This window comes from Pseudomonas vancouverensis (genome assembly GCF_004348895.1).
Taxonomy (GTDB): domain Bacteria; phylum Pseudomonadota; class Gammaproteobacteria; order Pseudomonadales; family Pseudomonadaceae; genus Aquipseudomonas; species Aquipseudomonas vancouverensis.
The window spans coordinates 316,784-332,795 of record NZ_RRZK01000008.1 but is presented as its reverse complement, the minus strand read 5'-3'; the positions used below and the strand labels follow the sequence as shown (position 1 = coordinate 332,795).

The window sequence follows — 16,012 nt, the reverse complement described above, 5'->3', positions numbered from 1 at the left end:
ACCCTGTGAGCGAGCTCGCTCCTACAGCGCAGATGCACTGGATCAAAGCTGATTGGCGACTGCCATGCTGACGTACCGGCTATCGAAACGCAGCTTGATATTGTTCTTGTCGCCCAGGGTCGAACCATCGGCGAACTGCATGCCCACCGCATCGGCGCTGGTCGCCGCCTGCCCCAGCAAACCCTTGGCGAAGGAGAAGGTACGGACCTTGTCCATGGTCTGGCGAATCGCCTCGGAGTTGGCGAAATCAAACGCCACCGCCGGGGTGTAGAACAGCATCGTTTGCGTGAGTTGTTCCTCATAGCCCTTGAGATCCGTCCCCGAGCGTTCCGCCATCGAAGTACGCGCAGCAATCGCCTGTGCGTCGTCGCCGCTCATCAACTGCAAGGTCTCGAACCAGGCCCCCACCAGTGCCTTGCCCAGCTCCGGGTTGGCCGCCAGGGTGGCGGTATTCACGGCCATCATGTCGATGATCTCCCCGGGAATTTCCTTCGAGGTGAACACTTGAACCGCGGTCGGCGACTGCTTCATCACCATGCTCAACTGCGGGTTCCACAATGCCGCCGCCGTCACACCCGGCGTCGCAAACGAAGCCACGGCATCGGCATCGGAGGTGTTCATGATCTTGATATCGCGCTGGCTCAGGCCATGGATATCCAGGGCCCGGGACATCAGGTAATCCGAGACCGACAACTCCACAAGGTTGACCTGCTGGCCCTTGATGTCGGCGAAGGTCTTGCCGTGCTTGAGGACAATCGCATCGTTGCCATTGGAGTAATCACCGAGGATCAGGCCCGTGGTATCCACGCCGTTGGCGCCCGGGATGGTCAGGGCATCCATGTTGGTCATGCCACAGGCGTCGAACGCACCGGCCGAGTACTGGTTGATCGATTCGATGTAGTCATTGAGCTGCACCAGTTCGATCTTGATCCCGTACTTCTTCGCCCATTTGTCGATGATCCCGTGCTCACTGGCGTAACCCCAGGGCATCCAGCCGGAATAGATCGACCAGGCCACCTTGAAAGACTGCTTCTTTTCCGAAGCCGAAGCCGAAGCCCCGAATGCCACACAGCACAGTGCCAACAACACGACAGCACAGCGGTACATCACGCACGAGAATGCCTTCATGGAAACCTCACGGACTATGAAATGGGATGACGCGTTGGATTCAAACCAGCGATTGGGTATAGCGGCTCAAGGTCGGCGCTTCGCGCGCATGCCATTGCGCCGCATCAGCGGTGAAACCGGTGGCCTGCGCGAAGCTGGGCTCGGGCTCCAGGGTATCGATGACGAACAGACGCTCGAACTCGACGCCGTCGACCTGCAGCAATTGCCTTACATGCCTGCCATCGGGCTGCAGTTCAAAACCGTCAAGGGCAATTAATGGCTTGCCCACTCGCGCAGCGCAGGTGGACAGCGTGACCGTAAAGCCTTGGTCGAGCGAACCAGTGGCCACGGACGTCTCGAAATTGAAAGCACGATCGAGCCACTGCCGATCACCAGCATGGCGCACCACCAGATCGCGCAGCATCAGCCCGGTTGGCTCAGTCTCAAGCGCTTGCGCTCGCCCAAGCACCATTGCCGCATAGTCGCCACACAGGATCAAACCGCCGCCGCGATGGTGCACCTGGCCGCTTTTCAGCTCTTTTTCGTGCAACAACCGTAACCCGATCAGAGGGCCCGGCGCCGACACTTGCAGACGCCAGTCTTCAACATAGGCGCCGCTCGGGGCGAACTCGATCATGCAGTTGCCCATGCGTTTGAGCACGGCGGGCTCCGGCCAGCGATTGTGCAGTTGCAGGGAGGTTTCGCCGTGCCAGCTCAAGGTCTCGTCGCGCCACGCAGACAAGGCTTCCCAGCCTTCATAGTTGGCCAGCCGTTGCAGCTCCTCGGCGCTGCATTGCGCCAAGGGTTTGGCCGGCACTTGATCCTGCTCAAGGGGCAGGCGCAAATCGATGCTGAAGTTGCGACTTTGAAACCAGCACACGTGGGTCCGGGTATCCGTCAGGCCATCGGCAAAACTGATCGAGTGACGCTTGTAGAAACCCAACATCCAGTCGGGCACGCCGTGCGCCGCTTGCTGCGGGTATTGATAGACAAGGTCACGAAGGTGCATGACACGCCTCCTCACCCTTGGCCACGAGGCCGAAAGAGGACAAGGCTTTCGCCCCCGCCGGCAAACTCAACTCACCCCGGGCCACGCGCTGCTTCAGGTAATGGAAAGTTTGCAGGGTTTGCGCGTACAGATGCTCACCACACACCACTGGGCCGTAACGACTCGGCGTTGCCGGATTGACCAGTTGCGCAATGGGCTCGATGACCGTCTCATAGTCGCAGGCGCAAAACATCGGAAATGCGTAGCGCTCCTCGGCCACCTTGCGCACCCGGTGCGACGTGGCGACATAGGCGCCATTGCTCAGCACCTCGAGCATGTCGCCGATGTTGATGACGAAGGCACCGTCCACCAGCGGCACGTCGATCCACTGCCCTGCCCCGTTCAACACTTCCAGCCCCGGTGCGGTGGGCAGCAGGATGGTGAAACATTCGTAGTCGGTATGGGCACCGATGCCGGGGCGATCCACCGCTGCATCCTTGGCAAATGGATAGTGGATCAGACGCAATTGACTGGGCGGATGATTGACCCATTGGCTGATCGCGTTTTCCGGTAAGCCAAGGGCCAGCGCAAAGCCTCTGAACAGTGTAAGGCTGAGGCTGAACACAGCATCGTAATAGGCCTTGATGTCCTCTTTGAAACCCGGAAGCCCTGGCCAACGATTGGCGCCCAGCATCGGCTGCCGACCTTGCGTCTGCAGGTAGTCGAAACCGACATCGAACGCCTCCTTGTGATCGATGCTGCCCTCGGCAAACTGCTCTTCGCCTTCGGGTACATACCCGCTGTGATTGTTCGAAAGCCCGATGTAGTCGTGCATCTTGCGCTCGAGGGGCTGAGCGAAGTACTCCGCCGTGCGCTGCTTGAGGCGCTCAATGATTTGCGCATCGATGCCGTGCCCGGTCACGTAGAGAAAGCCTGCCTGCGCGGCTGCTTGCCCCAACGCTGCAGCCGTTTGAATACGCCGGGCCGCGCAGTCGGAAAACAGGCCGCTGATGTCCACCAGCGGCAAGCGTTCGAACGCAGTGTGAGGGGTGGATCGAGGTATGGGCGCCATAAGTAACCTCCTGATGATTAGTCAAAATGTCACCTGGTCGTCCAGATATCGCAGAGCCGCGAGGCCACCGGGTCGTCCCGGATCAAGCGCACCGCCATGGGTGCCCGAGCGATCCAGCAATGCCCGTGCCACGTGCGCTCGAATCGTCCTGCACGTCGCTATCCTGTTGATTTGCAAAAGCGCTGCCTGCAGCGGGCTGCAAGCACTGATAACCGTTGGGCAGAAATAAAGGCACCAGGATGGCGCACCTCGCACGATCCTGGATCCGGGTCGATAATGTCTGGATGTCCATTCCGCCGGGGAACCCGAACGATGCCGCTGACTCTTTACTACCACCCGCTGTCGTCGTACTGCCACAAGGTGCTGGTCGCCCTCTATGAGCAGGGCGTCGAGTTCGAGAAACGCCTCATTGACCTGGGTAACGACGCTGACCGGGCGGCGCTGCAGGCGCTTTGGCCGCTGTGCAAGTTTCCGGTGATCCGCGACCACGACCGGCAACGCGATGTGGCGGAATCGAGCATCATCATCGAATACCTCGACCGCTTCTATCCGGGCCCACACCCGCTGATGCCGACGGATCGGGACACCGCGCTGGACGTGCGCCTCTGGGACCGCTTCTTCGACCTGCATGTACAGGGGCCGATGAATCTGATCGTGGTCGATCGCATACGCTCGGCCAACGGCGACCTGACCCGCGAGCGCTCAGCCCTGAAGACCGCCTACGACATGCTGGAAAAACAACTGAACGGCAGAACCTGGATCGCCAGCACGGACTTCAGCCTGGCCGACTGCGCGGCCTGCCCGGCGCTGTTCTACGCCAGCACTCTGATGCCCTTTGCCGATGAGCATCGCCACTTGCGCGAGTATTTCGAGCGTTTGACCCAGCGGCCGTCCTACCGGCGCACGCTCGAAGAAGCCAAGCCGTATTTCTCACTCTATCCGTTTGCCGAGGCGATCCCTGCGCGGTTCCGCTGAAAACGAAAACGCCCGATGCATTGCATCGGGCGTCCGGGTGAAACGGGCAATGGATCAGGCCGGAACACCCAGGATGATGTGCGATGCCTTGATCACCGCGGTGGCGCTCACGCCTGCCGCCAGACCCAGCTCGGTAACGGCATCGCGGGTCACGATCGAATAGACCTTGGAACCGCCGGCCAGCTCGATCACCACTTCGGCGTTGACCGCGCCGTCAGTCACGCTCAGCACCTTGCCTTCCAGGCAGTTACGGGCGGACAGGCGGATGTCGCTGGATTCGGTCATCAGCATGACCCAAGGCGCCTTGACCAACGCCACGGCTTCTTTGCCGACCGCAATGCCCAGGCTCTTGATGCTTTCCATGGTGACAACGGCAACCAGTTGCTCGCCGCCCGCCAGGGTCAGTACCACCTCGGCGTTGACCGCACCGGCCTGGACATGGCTGACCTTGCCTTTGAATACGTTGCGTGCACTAACTTTCATGTAAGGCGTCCTTCTTGACTTCAGAGTTAGGAAACGGCCGACATCATCAAGTTTAGCGCTGTGTAAAAACAACTACAGCGCGCCCAATGCACGATAGTCGATCAAATCAGCAAGTCTTCGTAGAACGCGCCGAACGGCCGCTCAGGGTGTGCAATCTGGATCTCCAGAATCCACAGACCGGCATTCGGCAGCGCCTCGAAATCACCCAAATCGCCGCCACGGTGAATGGCATGGGGGAAATCGCTGACCCGGTGACCCTTGATATCGAGGTTGAGCTTCCAGCCCATCGCCTGGGCCTGATCGGCGGCATATTGATAGAGCTCTGTGCCGGCCACGCCCTTGCGCCACAGGTTCTCGACCTGGGTGAACAGGGTTTTGGAAGCCGCCGCACAGGCGATCATTTCCGGGTCGGAGCCGGTGGTGAAGGTGGCGCCGGCGTCCCCTTCGTGTCCCTGCCAGACCACGCCCATGTCGACGAAGAATATGTCGTTTTCAGCCAATTGCGGGTCACCCTCGGAGCGCTGCTTGAAGGTCTTGAGCGTGTTGGCACCAAAGCGGATCAACAGCGGATGCCAGATGCGGTCCATGCCCATGCCGGCCAGGATCTCCTTGCCGCGCAACTGCGCTTCGGATTCGCGCATGCCAGGCACCATGGCGCGGGCGATCCGCTCAACGGCCTCCCAGGTCATCTGTTGCGCGTGGCGCATGGTTTCCAGCACGTAACGCTCGCCTACCGCTTCTTTGTTGCTCAGGGCCGTGGTCATCGCTCATTCCTTTTTCAGCCAAGCGCATCCTTATGCGCTATATATTTTCATATATTGCGATAGGCGAAAAAAAAGCGAAAGACATCGCCATGGGTTGAATGTGAGAAAACTTCGGCCACAAAAAAACGCCAAGCCTGATCGGCGTTGGCGTTTTTTGTGCTTACGATCATCCGCGGCGAACACAACGGTTGCCGGGATGAAAGCAGGAATATGGCAGGGGCGGCTGGATTCGAACCAACGCATGGCAGGATCAAAACCTGCTGCCTTACCGCTTGGCGACGCCCCTGTAGCTGTAGCGAGAGTGTGTTGGCCAGAGCCAGCACGGTATTGCGGTGTTTCCAGACAAAGGCGTAAGTGCCTGTGCGGGAACGGGCGCAAATTTATCAAGATTTAACGCACATGGGAAGCCCCAATTAAACATTTTGTTTTTTAAAACAGACGCTTACTAGGATCAACCAGGCTCAACCGGCGGCCATCCAGCTCGAAGCCCCATGGGCTCTGCTACGCTTTTCTTTCCTCGAATGGAGTCGGGCGTAAACTATGGAACGGCCATTCCCTGCCATTTGAGGGCGTCGAATGTGAAAGGCAGATTGATCTTGATGACCACCACGCTTGTGATCCTGGGCGGCGCGCTATATGGGCTCAACACCTGGGAAAACATTCAGCGCGAACGTCAGGAGGCGGTTTGCAAGACCGCACAACAGCATCTGAAAAGCCTCGAAACCCAGGCCAGGGCCATGGCCGCCGGGTTATCGGTCGAGGCTTACGCCGAAGCCGAAAAACAGGACGCCGGCAAGCTGGTCCAGGCACTCGACACCGCCAAAAATGAAGCCGAGGTCGATGCCGTGATCGACCAGCACGCCACCGCCATTCAGGCGCAGATTGTCGCCGAGGACGCCGAGGTCGAAAACCGCAGCGAACAGCCCTTTCTCGGCCAGGAACTGAAAAAGCAGAAGATCACCACCGACGTCAAACAAGAGTTCAAACGTGCCGAGAAGGCCGTTGCCGAAGACTGCCAATAAACTTGATCCACCGCGATAAGGATTCGCAATAGCGTCTAGACTTCACCACAGCACAGTTGCAGCCAGGCTCCGCGCTAATAACAAAAACCTGCGAACTCCGAGGATGCCCGACGTTGAAAATTTCAATCATCTGCGCCCTGGCGAGCCTGCTGATGCCGCTCGCCGCGTCGGCCACCGGAGTCATGCCGGTATTCGACCTCGATTTCACAAGATCGGCCACAGAGACATTGAAAAAAATCGGCATCCAGGACGCCTGCATCATCGGCGCTTCCAACCCTGTCACCTTCACCTATTGCCGCGAAGGCTCCTCCACGCTCTGGCAGTATCAGGCCCTGGACCTGGAGCAACAGGCCGCGCTGCAGAGTGATACAAGGCAATCGCCGGCCAGCTATCAACCGGTGACCATCGTCGAATTCAACAGCGCTGCCTGTGCGGAGGATGTCGCCGAAGAGTCGGTCATGCCAGTCGCCATTCGCTGGATCACCCTGGGCCTGATCGGTTTTTTCCTGCTGCTCGGCTGGCTGTACACCCCTCGCCGGCAACGCAACGGGCTGCCGGTGGTGTACGCGCAACCCCTGAAGCGCCCGATGATCCTGCCCCACTCCACCATCAAGGCCGTGACGGCCTTCGGCTTTGCCGCGTTCGGGGCCTTCATCTACTTCAGCATTTCAAGGTGAGCGGGAACAATGAGCGCGCCGCCGTAGCAGCGCGCCCATCGTCACTCAGTGCGGGGCGCGGGGGATGGTCTTGAGCAGGTCGTCCGGGCTGATGTAGCCCACCACGCTGCCCGGTTGCGGCAGGTCGAGGATGTGCCCTTTCATCTTGCCGATCACGTGCATTTCGCAAGGCTTGCAGTCGAACTTCAACGTCAGTACTTCATCGCCGTGGATCAACTGCATCGGCGCGACCTTGGTGCGCACGCCAGTCACGCCCTTGGCCTGTTTCGGGCACAGGTTGAAGGAGAAGCGCAGGCAATGCTTGGTGATCATCACCGGCACTTCGCCCGTTTCCTCATGGGCCTCGTAAGCCGCGTCGATCAGCTTGACCCCGTGACGATGGTAGAAGTCCCGGGCCTTCTGGTTGTAGACGTTGGCCAGGAACGACAGGTGCGACTCCGGGTACACCGGCGGCGGCGAGGTTTCGGCCTTGCGGTTGCCACGCGGGTGGGCGGCGATCCGCGCTTCGGTCAGGGCTTCGATGACCTCACGGCGCAAGGCCTTGAGCTGCGAATTGGGGATGAAGTAGGCCTGCGGCGCATCCAGCTTGATGTCCACGGCATGGTACTGGGTGGTCCCCAGTTGGCCGAGCAGATCCTGCAATTGCTCCAGCGCCTGCTCCGGCTTGTTGGCGGCGCCGAACGGGCCATTGAGGGTGACGCTGGCGCTGATCCCCTCTTCGCTGGTCGCGGTCACTTCCAGCTGTTCTTCACGCAACTTGGCAACCCAGCGCAGAGCGACGCGGCGCTCGGCCGAGGTCTTTTGCAGCGCCTGCTGCCAGTTGTGATCGAGGTTGCGATTGAGCGGATGGTTGGGGCGCAGCTTGTACATGCCTTCGGGCATTTCGTTGGGCTCGACGCGATAGCGATAACGCTTCTCGCCGTCTTCCTCGAATTCACCCTTGGGTTCGGCGATGTTCGCGCGAAAACCCACCACTTCACGCTTGACCAGCACGTTGAGGCCGTCACCGTTGGACAGCGGCTCGTGGGTTACCACCTGCATGTCGCGCTTGGCGACTTTCTCGACGACGCCCACCGGCAGACCGGTGAAGGTCGGCGAGTCGAAGGCACCGATGTCGATCTTGCGGTCAGTGACGAAGTAATCGGTGCTGCCACGGTGGAAGGTTTTTTCCGGGTCGGGCAGGAAGAAGTGCGCGGTGCGGCCGCTGGAAGCGCGGGCCAGGTCCGGGCGATCTTCGAGCACGGCATCGAGGCGCTGACGATAGTAGGCCGTGATGTTCTTCACGTAGCCCATGTCCTTGTAGCGCCCCTCGATCTTGAACGAGCGCACACCGGCCTCGACCAGGGCACGGATGTTGGCACTCTGGTTGTTGTCCTTCATCGACAACAGGTGCTTCTCGTAAGCGATCACCCCACCCTTTTCGTCTTTCAGGGTGTACGGCAGACGGCAGGCCTGGGAGCAGTCGCCACGGTTGGCACTGCGCCCGGTTTGCGCGTGGGAAATGTTGCACTGACCGGAAAACGCCACGCACAGCGCACCGTGGATGAAGAACTCGATGGCGGCATCGGTTTCATCGGCAATGGCACGGATTTCCTTGAGGTTCAGCTCACGGGCCAGCACCAGCTGAGAGAAACCGGCCTGATCGAGGAACTTCGCCCGCTCCAGCGTGCGGATGTCGGTCTGGGTGCTGGCGTGCAGCTCGATCGGCGGGATGTCCAGCTCCATGACACCCAGGTCCTGCACGATCAACGCATCGACGCCGGCATCGTACAGCTCGTGGATCAGCTTGCGCGCCGGCTCCAGTTCGTTGTCGTGCAGGATCGTGTTGATGGTGGTGAACACCCGGGCGTGATAACGGCGGGCGAACTCCACCAACTGGGCGATATCGCTCACTTCGTTGCAGGCGTTGTGGCGGGCACCGAAGCTCGGGCCACCGATGTACACGGCGTCGGCGCCATGCAGAATGGCCTCGCGGGCGATGGCGACATCGCGGGCAGGGCTGAGCAATTCCAGGTGATGTTTAGGCAGGGACATAGATATTTTTAGTCAGGCTGTCACGGTCGAGGCGTGCATTGTAGCGGCGAAATGCCCGACCGGCACCCGTGTACTGCCGGGTGGCGTCTGCCGCACGGAATTGACCCGATTTTGCGTAGACGCCTGAGGGAGCCAGCAAGCCGGCTCCTACCGTTGATTGTGTGGTCGTACTCAGGCCTTGGCCGCCATGGCAGTGACTTCCACGCGCATGCCTTCGACCGCCAATGCCGCCACACCCACCGCGGCGCGCACTGGCCATGGCTTGGCGAAGTAACGTCTGTAGACTTCGTTGAAGGCGGCGCGGTCAGCCATGTCGGTGAGGTAGATGGTCAGGTGCATGACCCGGTCCATGGAGCTGCCGGCGCGTTCCAGTGCCACCTTCAGCGCTTGCAGGGTGCATTCGCTTTGCAGGGTGATGTCGCCCAGTTCCAGGCTGCCGTCGGCACGGGTCGGGATCTGGGTGGAGACCAGCACGCCGGCGAAACCGACAACGTCGGAAGAAATCGAATCGGCATCGAGGTCAGGGGTGAAGCTCAGGTCGTGATTGGCCATGGGAAATCTCATGCAGAAAAAGGTAAGGCGTCTGCCTTGTGCGGGGCCAGTTTACCGTGCTCACCGCGAGTCGTCGCTAATCCAGTCCTGCAGGTTGTTCGTGACCGGTGGCCTGCCGGTACTGACGCGGAGTGAACCCGGTCGAGGCCTTGAACTGCCGGGTGAATGCGCTGTGGTCGGTGTAGCCGCATTGCAGGGCAACGTCAGTGATCGGCAAGTCCGTGTGCAACAGCCGATGGGCATGCTCCAGGCGAACTTTCTGGATCATCTGCCGCGGCGTCAGGTGGAATACGCGCTTGCAGTAACGCTCCAGTTGCGCCACGGAAATCCCGGCGATGCGCGTCAACTCACCAAGGCTGACACGTCGGTTGAAATGCGCGCGGATGTGCTCGTCCACTGCCGCCAGACGCTGATAGGCCGGGTGCGTGTCGCTGGCTGATTGCAGGTCCACCGAGATGCCGACCAGGCCGATGATCTCGTTTCGCCGGTTGTACAACGGGCGCTTGTGGGTCAGGCACCAACCGGGCTCGCGGCTGCCGTACAGGTGCAGTTCCAGCTGATCTTCCAGCACCCAGCCCTCTTCCAGCACGCGGCGGTCCTGCTCGGTGTAACCCGGGCCCAATTGCGCCGGGAACACCTCGGCGCTGGTCTTGCCCAGCAACGGCTTGAGCTGCTTCAAGCCGCAGCGTTGCACCAGCGTCTGATTGGCCAGGACATACCGCGCGTGGACGTCCTTGATGAAGATCGCCGCATTGGGAATCACGTCGAGCATGGGCAGCAACAACGCCACACCGGCCAACAATTGCTCGATGGATTCCGGCCGGTTCGACTCGTCACCCTGGCACAACAGCGCAAACGCGTTTTCAGTCATGAACCGGCTACCCGTAAAAATCAGACAGCGCCCATTGTGCTGATTTCGTCATCGACACCCAAGAAAAACATCAATCGCCAACCTGCGCCCACGTTCACTCTATGGCCACCGCCCTCCTCGGCAAAACCAACAAGGGGCGATTTGAAGTGCACACCTGCCTATCCAATAACTCACAAGAAGGCGATGCCATGTCAGGCCAAGGCAAGTTCAAAAAACAGCTCTCGTTGATAGACCTCACGTTTATCGGATTGGGGGCCATCTTCGGTTCCGGCTGGCTGTTTGCAGCCAGTCACGTGTCGGCCATCGCCGGCCCGGCCGGGATATTTTCCTGGTTGCTGGGGGGCTTTGCGGTGCTGCTGTTGGGCATCGTCTACTGCGAACTCGGCGCCGCGCTGCCACGCGCCGGTGGGGTGATTCGCTACCCGGTGTACTCCCACGGCCCACTGCTCGGTTACCTGATGGGCTTCATCACCCTCATCGCGTTTTCCAGCCTGGTGGCCATTGAAGTGGTTGCCGCCCGGCAATACGCCGCGGCCTGGTTTCCGGCGTTGACCAAGACCGGTTCCAGTGACCCGACGGTGATCGGCTGGATGCTGCAGTTCGGCCTCTTGTGCCTGTTCTTCATGCTCAACTACCACAGCGTGAAGACCTTCGCCAAAGCCAACAACCTGGTCAGCGTGTTCAAGTTCATCGTGCCGTTGCTGGTGATCGGCGTGCTGTTCACCTTCTTCAAACCGCAGAACTTCCAGTCCCAGGGTTTCATGCCGTTCGGCCTGTCAGGCGTGGAAATGGCGGTGTCCGCCGGCGGCGTCATCTTCGCTTACCTGGGGCTGACGCCAATCATCTCGGTGGCCAGTGAAGTGAAGAACCCGCAGCGCACCATTCCGATTGCGATGATCCTCTCGGTGCTGCTGTCGACCCTGATCTACGTGCTGCTGCAAGTGGCCTTCCTCGGCGGTGTACCCACTGAAATGCTCGCCAACGGCTGGGCCGGCGTGTCCAAGGAACTGGCGCTGCCTTACCGCGACATTGCCATGGCCCTGGGTGTGGGCTGGCTGGCCTATCTGGTCGTCGCCGACGCGGTGATCTCCCCCAGCGGTTGCGGCAACATCTACATGAACGCCACCCCGCGAGTGATCTATGGCTGGGCGCAGACCGGCACCTTCTTCAAGATCTTCACCCGCATCGATGAAAAATCCGGCATCCCGCGCCCGGCGCTGTGGCTGACCTTTGGTCTGTCGGTGTTCTGGACCCTGCCCTTCCCGTCCTGGGAAGCACTGATCAACGTGGTCTCCGCCGCCCTGGTATTGAGCTACGCCGTGGCCCCGGTGTCCGTTGCCGCCCTGCGTCGCAATGCCCCTGACATGCCGCGCCCGTTCCGGGTCAAGCGCATGGGCCTGCTCGGTCCGCTGTCGTTCATCATCGCTGCGCTGATCGTCTACTGGTCGGGCTGGGGCACCGTGTCCTGGCTGCTCGGCCTGCAAATCCTGATGTTCGTGATCTACCTGCTGTGCGGACGTTTCGTACCTACCCAACACCTGAGCCTGGCCCAGCAAGTGCGCTCCTCAGCCTGGCTGATCGGCTTCTACGCCGTGACCATCGTGCTGTCCTGGCTGGGCAGTTTCGGCGGCATGGGCGTACTCACCCACCCCTTCGACACCCTGGTCGTAGCGGCCTGTGCGACGGCTATCTACTACTGGGGCGCGGCCACCGGCGTACCGGCGCACCTGGTGCGTCTGGATGCCGACGAAGGTGAAAGCGAAGCCGATGCGGTGCACAGCACAACAACTTTCGGCCAACGCCCGGTGGGCGCCTCCGTCCAGGCTTCACGCTGAATTTCTTTGCATGGATAACGTGATGAAAAAAGTACAGGTCATTGATTCCCACACCGGCGGCGAGCCGACGCGCCTGGTGCTGAGCGGCTTCCCGCAACTGGCGGGGCGCACCATCGCCGAGCAGCGCGACAGCCTGCGTGAGCAGCATGACCAGTGGCGGCGCGCCTGCCTGCTGGAGCCCCGTGGCAACGACGTGCTGGTCGGCGCGCTGTATTGCGAGCCGGTCTCGCCGGACGCCACTTGCGGTGTGATCTTCTTCAATAACGCCGGTTACCTCGGCATGTGCGGCCACGGCACCATCGGCCTGGTCAACTCGCTGCACCACCTGGGACGCATCGTCCCGGGCGTGCACAAGATCGACACCCCAGTCGGACCGGTCAGTGCCACGCTGCATGAAGACGGCAACGTCACCCTGCGCAACGTGCCCGCCTATCGCTATCGCCAACAGGTCGCGGTCGAAGTGCCCGGCCATGGCCGCGTGTACGGCGACATCGCCTGGGGCGGCAACTGGTTCTTCCTCGTTTCCGACCACGGCAAGACCCTCGACATGGCCAACGTCGAAGCCCTCACTGAATACACCTGGGCGATGCTCAAGGCCCTGGAGGCCCAGGGCATCCACGGCGAACACGGCGCCCTGATCGATCACGTCGAGCTGTTCGCCGACGACAACCACGCCGACAGCCGCAACTTCGTCATGTGCCCGGGCAAGGCCTACGACCGCTCGCCTTGCGGCACCGGTACCAGCGCCAAGCTGGCCTGCCTGGCTGCCGACGAAAAACTCGCCGTCGGTGAACGCTGGGTACAAGCCAGCATCACCGGCAGCCAATTCGAAGGTCGCTACGAATGGGACGGCGAACGCGTCATCCCGTTCATCACCGGTCGCGCCTTCATGACCGCCGACAGCACCCTGCTGATCGACGAACAGGACGCTTTTGCGTGGGGCATTTGAGCCCCGCACTACTTCTTTCAACTGAACTGAACAAAGGCTTCAAGGAGAAACAACAATGAACGACAACATCTTCACCGGCTGCATCCCTGCCCTGATGACCCCGTGCACGGCCGAGCGTAAACCGGACTTCGACGCGCTGGTGGCCAAGGGTCGCGAACTGATCGACATCGGCATGAGCGCAGTCGTCTACTGCGGCTCCATGGGTGACTGGCCGTTGCTCACCGAGGCCGAGCGCCAGGAAGGCGTGGCCCGCCTGGTGGCCGCTGGCGTGCCGACCATCGTCGGCACCGGTGCCGTCAACAGTCGCGAAGCGGTGTCCCACGCGGCCCACGCCGCCAAAGTCGGCGCCCACGGCCTGATGGTCATTCCTCGCGTCCTGTCCCGTGGCGCTTCGGCGACGGCACAAAAAGCCCACTTCGCCGCCATTCTCAAAGCTGCACCGGGCCTGCCGGCGGTGATCTACAACAGCCCGTACTATGGTTTCGCCACCCGCGCCGACCTGTTCTTCGAACTGCGCCGCGAGTACCCGAACCTGATCGGCTTCAAGGAGTTCGGCGGTGCCGCCGACCTGCGCTACGCCGCCGAACACATCACCTCCAAGGACGATGACGTGACCCTGATGGTCGGTGTCGACACCCAGGTGGTTCACGGCTTCGTCAACTGCAACGCCACCGGCGCCATCACCGGCATCGGCAACGCCCTGCCCCGTGAGGTCCTGCAACTGGTGGCCCTGAGCAAGAAAGCCGCCAAGGGTGATGCCAAGGCGCGCCGTCAGGCCCGTGAGCTGGAATCGGCGCTGGCGGTGCTGTCGTCCTTCGATGAAGGCTGCGACCTGGTGCTCTACTACAAGCACCTGATGGTGCTCAACGGCGACAAGGAATACGCCCTGCATTTCAACGAAACCGATGTGCTCAGCGATGCCCAGCGTCGTTACGCCGAGAACCAGTACGCGCTGTTCCGCCAGTGGTACGAGCACTGGTCGGCCGAGCAGAACGTCGCCTGATCACCACGTAACACAGCGGCGTGCGAGGCGCGCCGCTTTTATTTTCGTCACCGCGGCATAACGCAACATCCGTTAGCGGACCGCGCCATTTTTTAAGGAATCCTCATGACTTTGACAGGCAACATGCTGATCGGCCGACAGGCCATCACCGGTGATCGCGAAGCCATCCACGCCATCGACCCGGCCACCCACCTGCCCCTGGAACCGGCCTATCACGGCGGCAGCGCCGAGCACGTCGAACAAGCCTGCGCCCTGGCCTGGGCCACCTTCGACAGCTACCGCTCCACGCCCTTGAACGCCCGCGCCGAATTCCTCGAAAGCATCGCCAGCGAAATCGAAGCCCTGGGCGATGAGCTGATCGACCGTGCCGTCGCCGAATCTGGCTTGCCGCGCCCGCGCATCCAGGGCGAACGCGGGCGCACCTGCCAGCAACTGCGCACCTTCGCCCGCACCGTTCGCGCCGGGGAATGGCTCGATGTACGGGTCGACACTGCCCTACCGGAACGCCAGCCCCTGCCGCGTCCGGACCTGCGGCAACGGCACATCCCACTGGGCCCGGTCGCCGTGTTCGGCGCCAGCAACTTTCCACTGGCGTTCTCCGTGGCCGGTGGCGACAGCGCATCGGCGCTGGCCGCCGGTTGCCCGGTGATCGTCAAGGCCCACGGCGCCCATCCCGGCACCAGTGAGTTGGTGGGCCGCGCGGTGGCGCGTGCCGTGGAAAAATGCGGACTGCCCGAGGGCGTGTTTTCGTTGTTGTACGGCTCCGGTCGTGAGGTCGGCATCGCCCTGGTCACTGACCCGCGCATCAAGGCCGTCGGGTTTACCGGTTCACGCAGCGGTGGCCTCGCCTTATGCCAGGCGGCGCAGGCGCGTCCCGAGCCGATTCCGGTGTACGCCGAAATGAGTTCGATCAACCCGGTGTTGCTGTTCCCGGCAGCCCTGCAAGCGCGGGCCGAAACCTTGGCCCAGGGCTTCGTGGCTTCCCTGACTCAAGGCGCCGGACAGTTCTGTACCAATCCCGGTCTGGTCATTGCCCGGCAAGGACCGGCTCTGGATCGCTTCATCGACTCGGCATCGGAACAGGTGCGCCGCAGCCCGGCGCAGACCATGCTGACCCCGGGCATCTTCGCAGCCTACGAATCAGGCATCGGTTCGCTGGCCGAACACGCACAGACCCTGGCCACCGGCGTCCAGGGCACAAGCCCGAACCAGTGCCAGGCGCAGCTGTTTGTCACAAAGGCCCAGGCCTTCCTCACCGACCCGGCCCTGCAAGCCGAAGTGTTCGGTGCCGCCTCGCTGATCGTGCAATGCACCAGCGACGAAGAAGTCCGCGAGGTGCTGGAACACCTCGAAGGCCAGTTGACCGCCACCCTGCATCTTGACGACGAAGACCTGCACAGTGCGCGAAACCTGATGCCAACGCTTGAGCGCAAGGCCGGGCGCCTGCTGGTCAATGGCTGGCCGACCGGTGTGGAAGTGAGTGACGCGATGGTCCATGGCGGCCCGTTCCCGGCGACCTCCGATTCGCGCAGCACCTCGGTCGGCACCGCCGCCATCCTGCGGTTCCTGCGCCCGGTCTGCTATCAGGACTTCCCCGACGAGTTGTTGCCGGCCTCGCTCAAACGCGGCAATCCGTTGCACTTGCGCCGCCTGCTCGACGGCCAGAGAGAAGCCTAGGCC

Annotated in this window: 15 protein-coding genes and 1 tRNA gene; 7 read left to right on the top strand and 9 right to left on the bottom strand. The window is 61.6% G+C overall.

Going from position 1 to position 16,012, the window contains the following annotated elements:
- Window positions 1-42 precede the first annotated feature (42 nt).
- The 3 genes from EIY72_RS09225 to EIY72_RS09215 are packed head-to-tail and all read right to left on the bottom strand — an operon-like array spanning window position 43 to window position 3,167.
- Complete coding sequence (locus EIY72_RS09225) at window positions 43-1,128, bottom strand: putative urea ABC transporter substrate-binding protein (RefSeq protein WP_093219141.1); 1,086 nt, start codon at window positions 1,126-1,128, stop codon at window positions 43-45.
- A 40-nt stretch (window positions 1,129-1,168) separates the two neighbouring features.
- Window positions 1,169-2,116 (bottom strand): hypothetical protein, encoded by a 948-nt coding sequence (locus EIY72_RS09220; protein ID WP_093219138.1) that lies wholly within the window; start codon window positions 2,114-2,116, stop codon window positions 1,169-1,171.
- Complete coding sequence (locus tag EIY72_RS09215) at window positions 2,103-3,167, bottom strand: isopenicillin N synthase family dioxygenase (protein WP_093219135.1); 1,065 nt, start codon at window positions 3,165-3,167, stop codon at window positions 2,103-2,105. Before EIY72_RS09215 ends, EIY72_RS09220 begins: the two co-directional genes overlap by 14 nt.
- A 312-nt stretch (window positions 3,168-3,479) precedes the next feature.
- Between EIY72_RS09215 and EIY72_RS09210 the strand changes: the two genes are divergently transcribed.
- The gene (locus EIY72_RS09210; RefSeq protein WP_093219132.1) at window positions 3,480-4,142 is read left to right on the top strand and encodes a glutathione S-transferase family protein; all 663 of its coding nucleotides are present in this window, start codon (window positions 3,480-3,482) and stop codon (window positions 4,140-4,142) included.
- Window positions 4,143-4,196: 54 nt separating this feature from the next.
- On the opposite strand, the gene EIY72_RS09205 is transcribed toward EIY72_RS09210, so the two are convergent.
- The 3 genes from EIY72_RS09205 to EIY72_RS09195 all read right to left on the bottom strand — a co-directional run bounded on the left by EIY72_RS09205 (window position 4,197) and on the right by EIY72_RS09195 (window position 5,675).
- Window positions 4,197-4,625, bottom strand: a complete 429-nt coding sequence (locus EIY72_RS09205; protein WP_093219130.1) for a TOBE domain-containing protein — start codon at window positions 4,623-4,625, stop codon at window positions 4,197-4,199.
- Window positions 4,626-4,726: 101 nt separating this feature from the next.
- Entirely contained in the window at window positions 4,727-5,389 is a 663-nt protein-coding gene (locus EIY72_RS09200; RefSeq protein ID WP_093219127.1) for a M24 family metallopeptidase, read from the bottom strand.
- A 211-nt stretch (window positions 5,390-5,600) separates the two neighbouring features.
- Window positions 5,601-5,675: transfer RNA gene (locus EIY72_RS09195), tRNA-Gln, on the bottom strand.
- Window positions 5,676-5,988: 313 nt separating this feature from the next.
- Between EIY72_RS09195 and EIY72_RS09190 the strand changes: the two genes are divergently transcribed.
- Together EIY72_RS09190 and EIY72_RS09185 are read left to right on the top strand one after the other, a co-directional pair.
- A complete protein-coding gene (locus EIY72_RS09190) occupies window positions 5,989-6,411 on the top strand; it encodes a hypothetical protein (RefSeq protein WP_093219124.1) in 423 nt (140 codons plus the stop codon).
- Window positions 6,412-6,524: 113 nt separating this feature from the next.
- Window positions 6,525-7,088, top strand: a complete 564-nt coding sequence (locus tag EIY72_RS09185; protein WP_093219121.1) for a hypothetical protein — start codon at window positions 6,525-6,527, stop codon at window positions 7,086-7,088.
- Between the two features lie 45 nt (window positions 7,089-7,133).
- Here the strand turns inward: EIY72_RS09185 and EIY72_RS09180 are convergent, their stop codons facing one another.
- The 3 genes from EIY72_RS09180 to EIY72_RS09170 all read right to left on the bottom strand — a co-directional run bounded on the left by EIY72_RS09180 (window position 7,134) and on the right by EIY72_RS09170 (window position 10,545).
- Window positions 7,134-9,122, bottom strand: a complete 1,989-nt coding sequence (locus EIY72_RS09180; protein WP_093219118.1) for a peptidase U32 family protein — start codon at window positions 9,120-9,122, stop codon at window positions 7,134-7,136.
- Window positions 9,123-9,293: 171 nt separating this feature from the next.
- Window positions 9,294-9,674, bottom strand: coding sequence for a RidA family protein (locus EIY72_RS09175; protein ID WP_093219115.1), 381 nt, complete (start codon window positions 9,672-9,674; stop codon window positions 9,294-9,296).
- 76 nt (window positions 9,675-9,750) lie between these two features.
- The gene (locus tag EIY72_RS09170) at window positions 9,751-10,545 is read right to left on the bottom strand and encodes an AraC family transcriptional regulator (RefSeq protein WP_093219112.1); all 795 of its coding nucleotides are present in this window, start codon (window positions 10,543-10,545) and stop codon (window positions 9,751-9,753) included.
- Between the two features lie 188 nt (window positions 10,546-10,733).
- Between EIY72_RS09170 and EIY72_RS09165 the strand changes: the two genes are divergently transcribed.
- From EIY72_RS09165 to EIY72_RS09150, 4 genes are all read left to right on the top strand, one after another.
- Window positions 10,734-12,380 carry an APC family permease gene (locus EIY72_RS09165; protein ID WP_093230463.1) on the top strand — a complete coding sequence of 549 codons (1,647 nt, stop codon included), beginning with the start codon at window positions 10,734-10,736 and terminating at the stop codon, window positions 12,378-12,380.
- 22 nt (window positions 12,381-12,402) lie between these two features.
- A complete protein-coding gene (locus tag EIY72_RS09160; RefSeq protein ID WP_093219109.1) occupies window positions 12,403-13,329 on the top strand; it encodes a 4-hydroxyproline epimerase in 927 nt (308 codons plus the stop codon).
- A 55-nt stretch (window positions 13,330-13,384) separates the two neighbouring features.
- Window positions 13,385-14,332 carry a dihydrodipicolinate synthase family protein gene (locus EIY72_RS09155; protein ID WP_093219106.1) on the top strand — a complete coding sequence of 316 codons (948 nt, stop codon included), beginning with the start codon at window positions 13,385-13,387 and terminating at the stop codon, window positions 14,330-14,332.
- Between the two features lie 105 nt (window positions 14,333-14,437).
- Window positions 14,438-16,009: an aldehyde dehydrogenase (NADP(+)) gene (locus EIY72_RS09150; RefSeq protein WP_093219103.1), complete on the top strand. Its 1,572-nt coding sequence runs from the start codon at window positions 14,438-14,440 to the stop codon at window positions 16,007-16,009.
- Window positions 16,010-16,012 lie beyond the last annotated feature (3 nt).

What these genes read in the sequence shown, in the direction of transcription:
- EIY72_RS09225 (WP_093219141.1), bottom strand. Translation starts at nt 1,128, where the DNA reads ATGAAGGCATTCTCGTGCGTGATGTACCGCTGTGCTGTCGTGTTGTTG.
- EIY72_RS09220 (WP_093219138.1), bottom strand. Translation starts at nt 2,116, where the DNA reads ATGCACCTTCGTGACCTTGTCTATCAATACCCGCAGCAAGCGGCGCAC.
- EIY72_RS09215 (WP_093219135.1), bottom strand. Translation starts at nt 3,167, where the DNA reads ATGGCGCCCATACCTCGATCCACCCCTCACACTGCGTTCGAACGCTTG.
- EIY72_RS09210 (WP_093219132.1), top strand. Translation starts at nt 3,480, where the DNA reads ATGCCGCTGACTCTTTACTACCACCCGCTGTCGTCGTACTGCCACAAG.
- EIY72_RS09205 (WP_093219130.1), bottom strand. Translation starts at nt 4,625, where the DNA reads ATGAAAGTTAGTGCACGCAACGTATTCAAAGGCAAGGTCAGCCATGTC.
- EIY72_RS09200 (WP_093219127.1), bottom strand. Translation starts at nt 5,389, where the DNA reads ATGACCACGGCCCTGAGCAACAAAGAAGCGGTAGGCGAGCGTTACGTG.
- EIY72_RS09190 (WP_093219124.1), top strand. Translation starts at nt 5,989, where the DNA reads ATGACCACCACGCTTGTGATCCTGGGCGGCGCGCTATATGGGCTCAAC.
- EIY72_RS09180 (WP_093219118.1), bottom strand. Translation starts at nt 9,122, where the DNA reads ATGTCCCTGCCTAAACATCACCTGGAATTGCTCAGCCCTGCCCGCGAT.
- EIY72_RS09175 (WP_093219115.1), bottom strand. Translation starts at nt 9,674, where the DNA reads ATGGCCAATCACGACCTGAGCTTCACCCCTGACCTCGATGCCGATTCG.
- EIY72_RS09170 (WP_093219112.1), bottom strand. Translation starts at nt 10,545, where the DNA reads ATGACTGAAAACGCGTTTGCGCTGTTGTGCCAGGGTGACGAGTCGAAC.
- EIY72_RS09165 (WP_093230463.1), top strand. Translation starts at nt 10,734, where the DNA reads ATGTCAGGCCAAGGCAAGTTCAAAAAACAGCTCTCGTTGATAGACCTC.
- EIY72_RS09160 (WP_093219109.1), top strand. Translation starts at nt 12,403, where the DNA reads ATGAAAAAAGTACAGGTCATTGATTCCCACACCGGCGGCGAGCCGACG.
- EIY72_RS09155 (WP_093219106.1), top strand. Translation starts at nt 13,385, where the DNA reads ATGAACGACAACATCTTCACCGGCTGCATCCCTGCCCTGATGACCCCG.
- EIY72_RS09150 (WP_093219103.1), top strand. Translation starts at nt 14,438, where the DNA reads ATGACTTTGACAGGCAACATGCTGATCGGCCGACAGGCCATCACCGGT.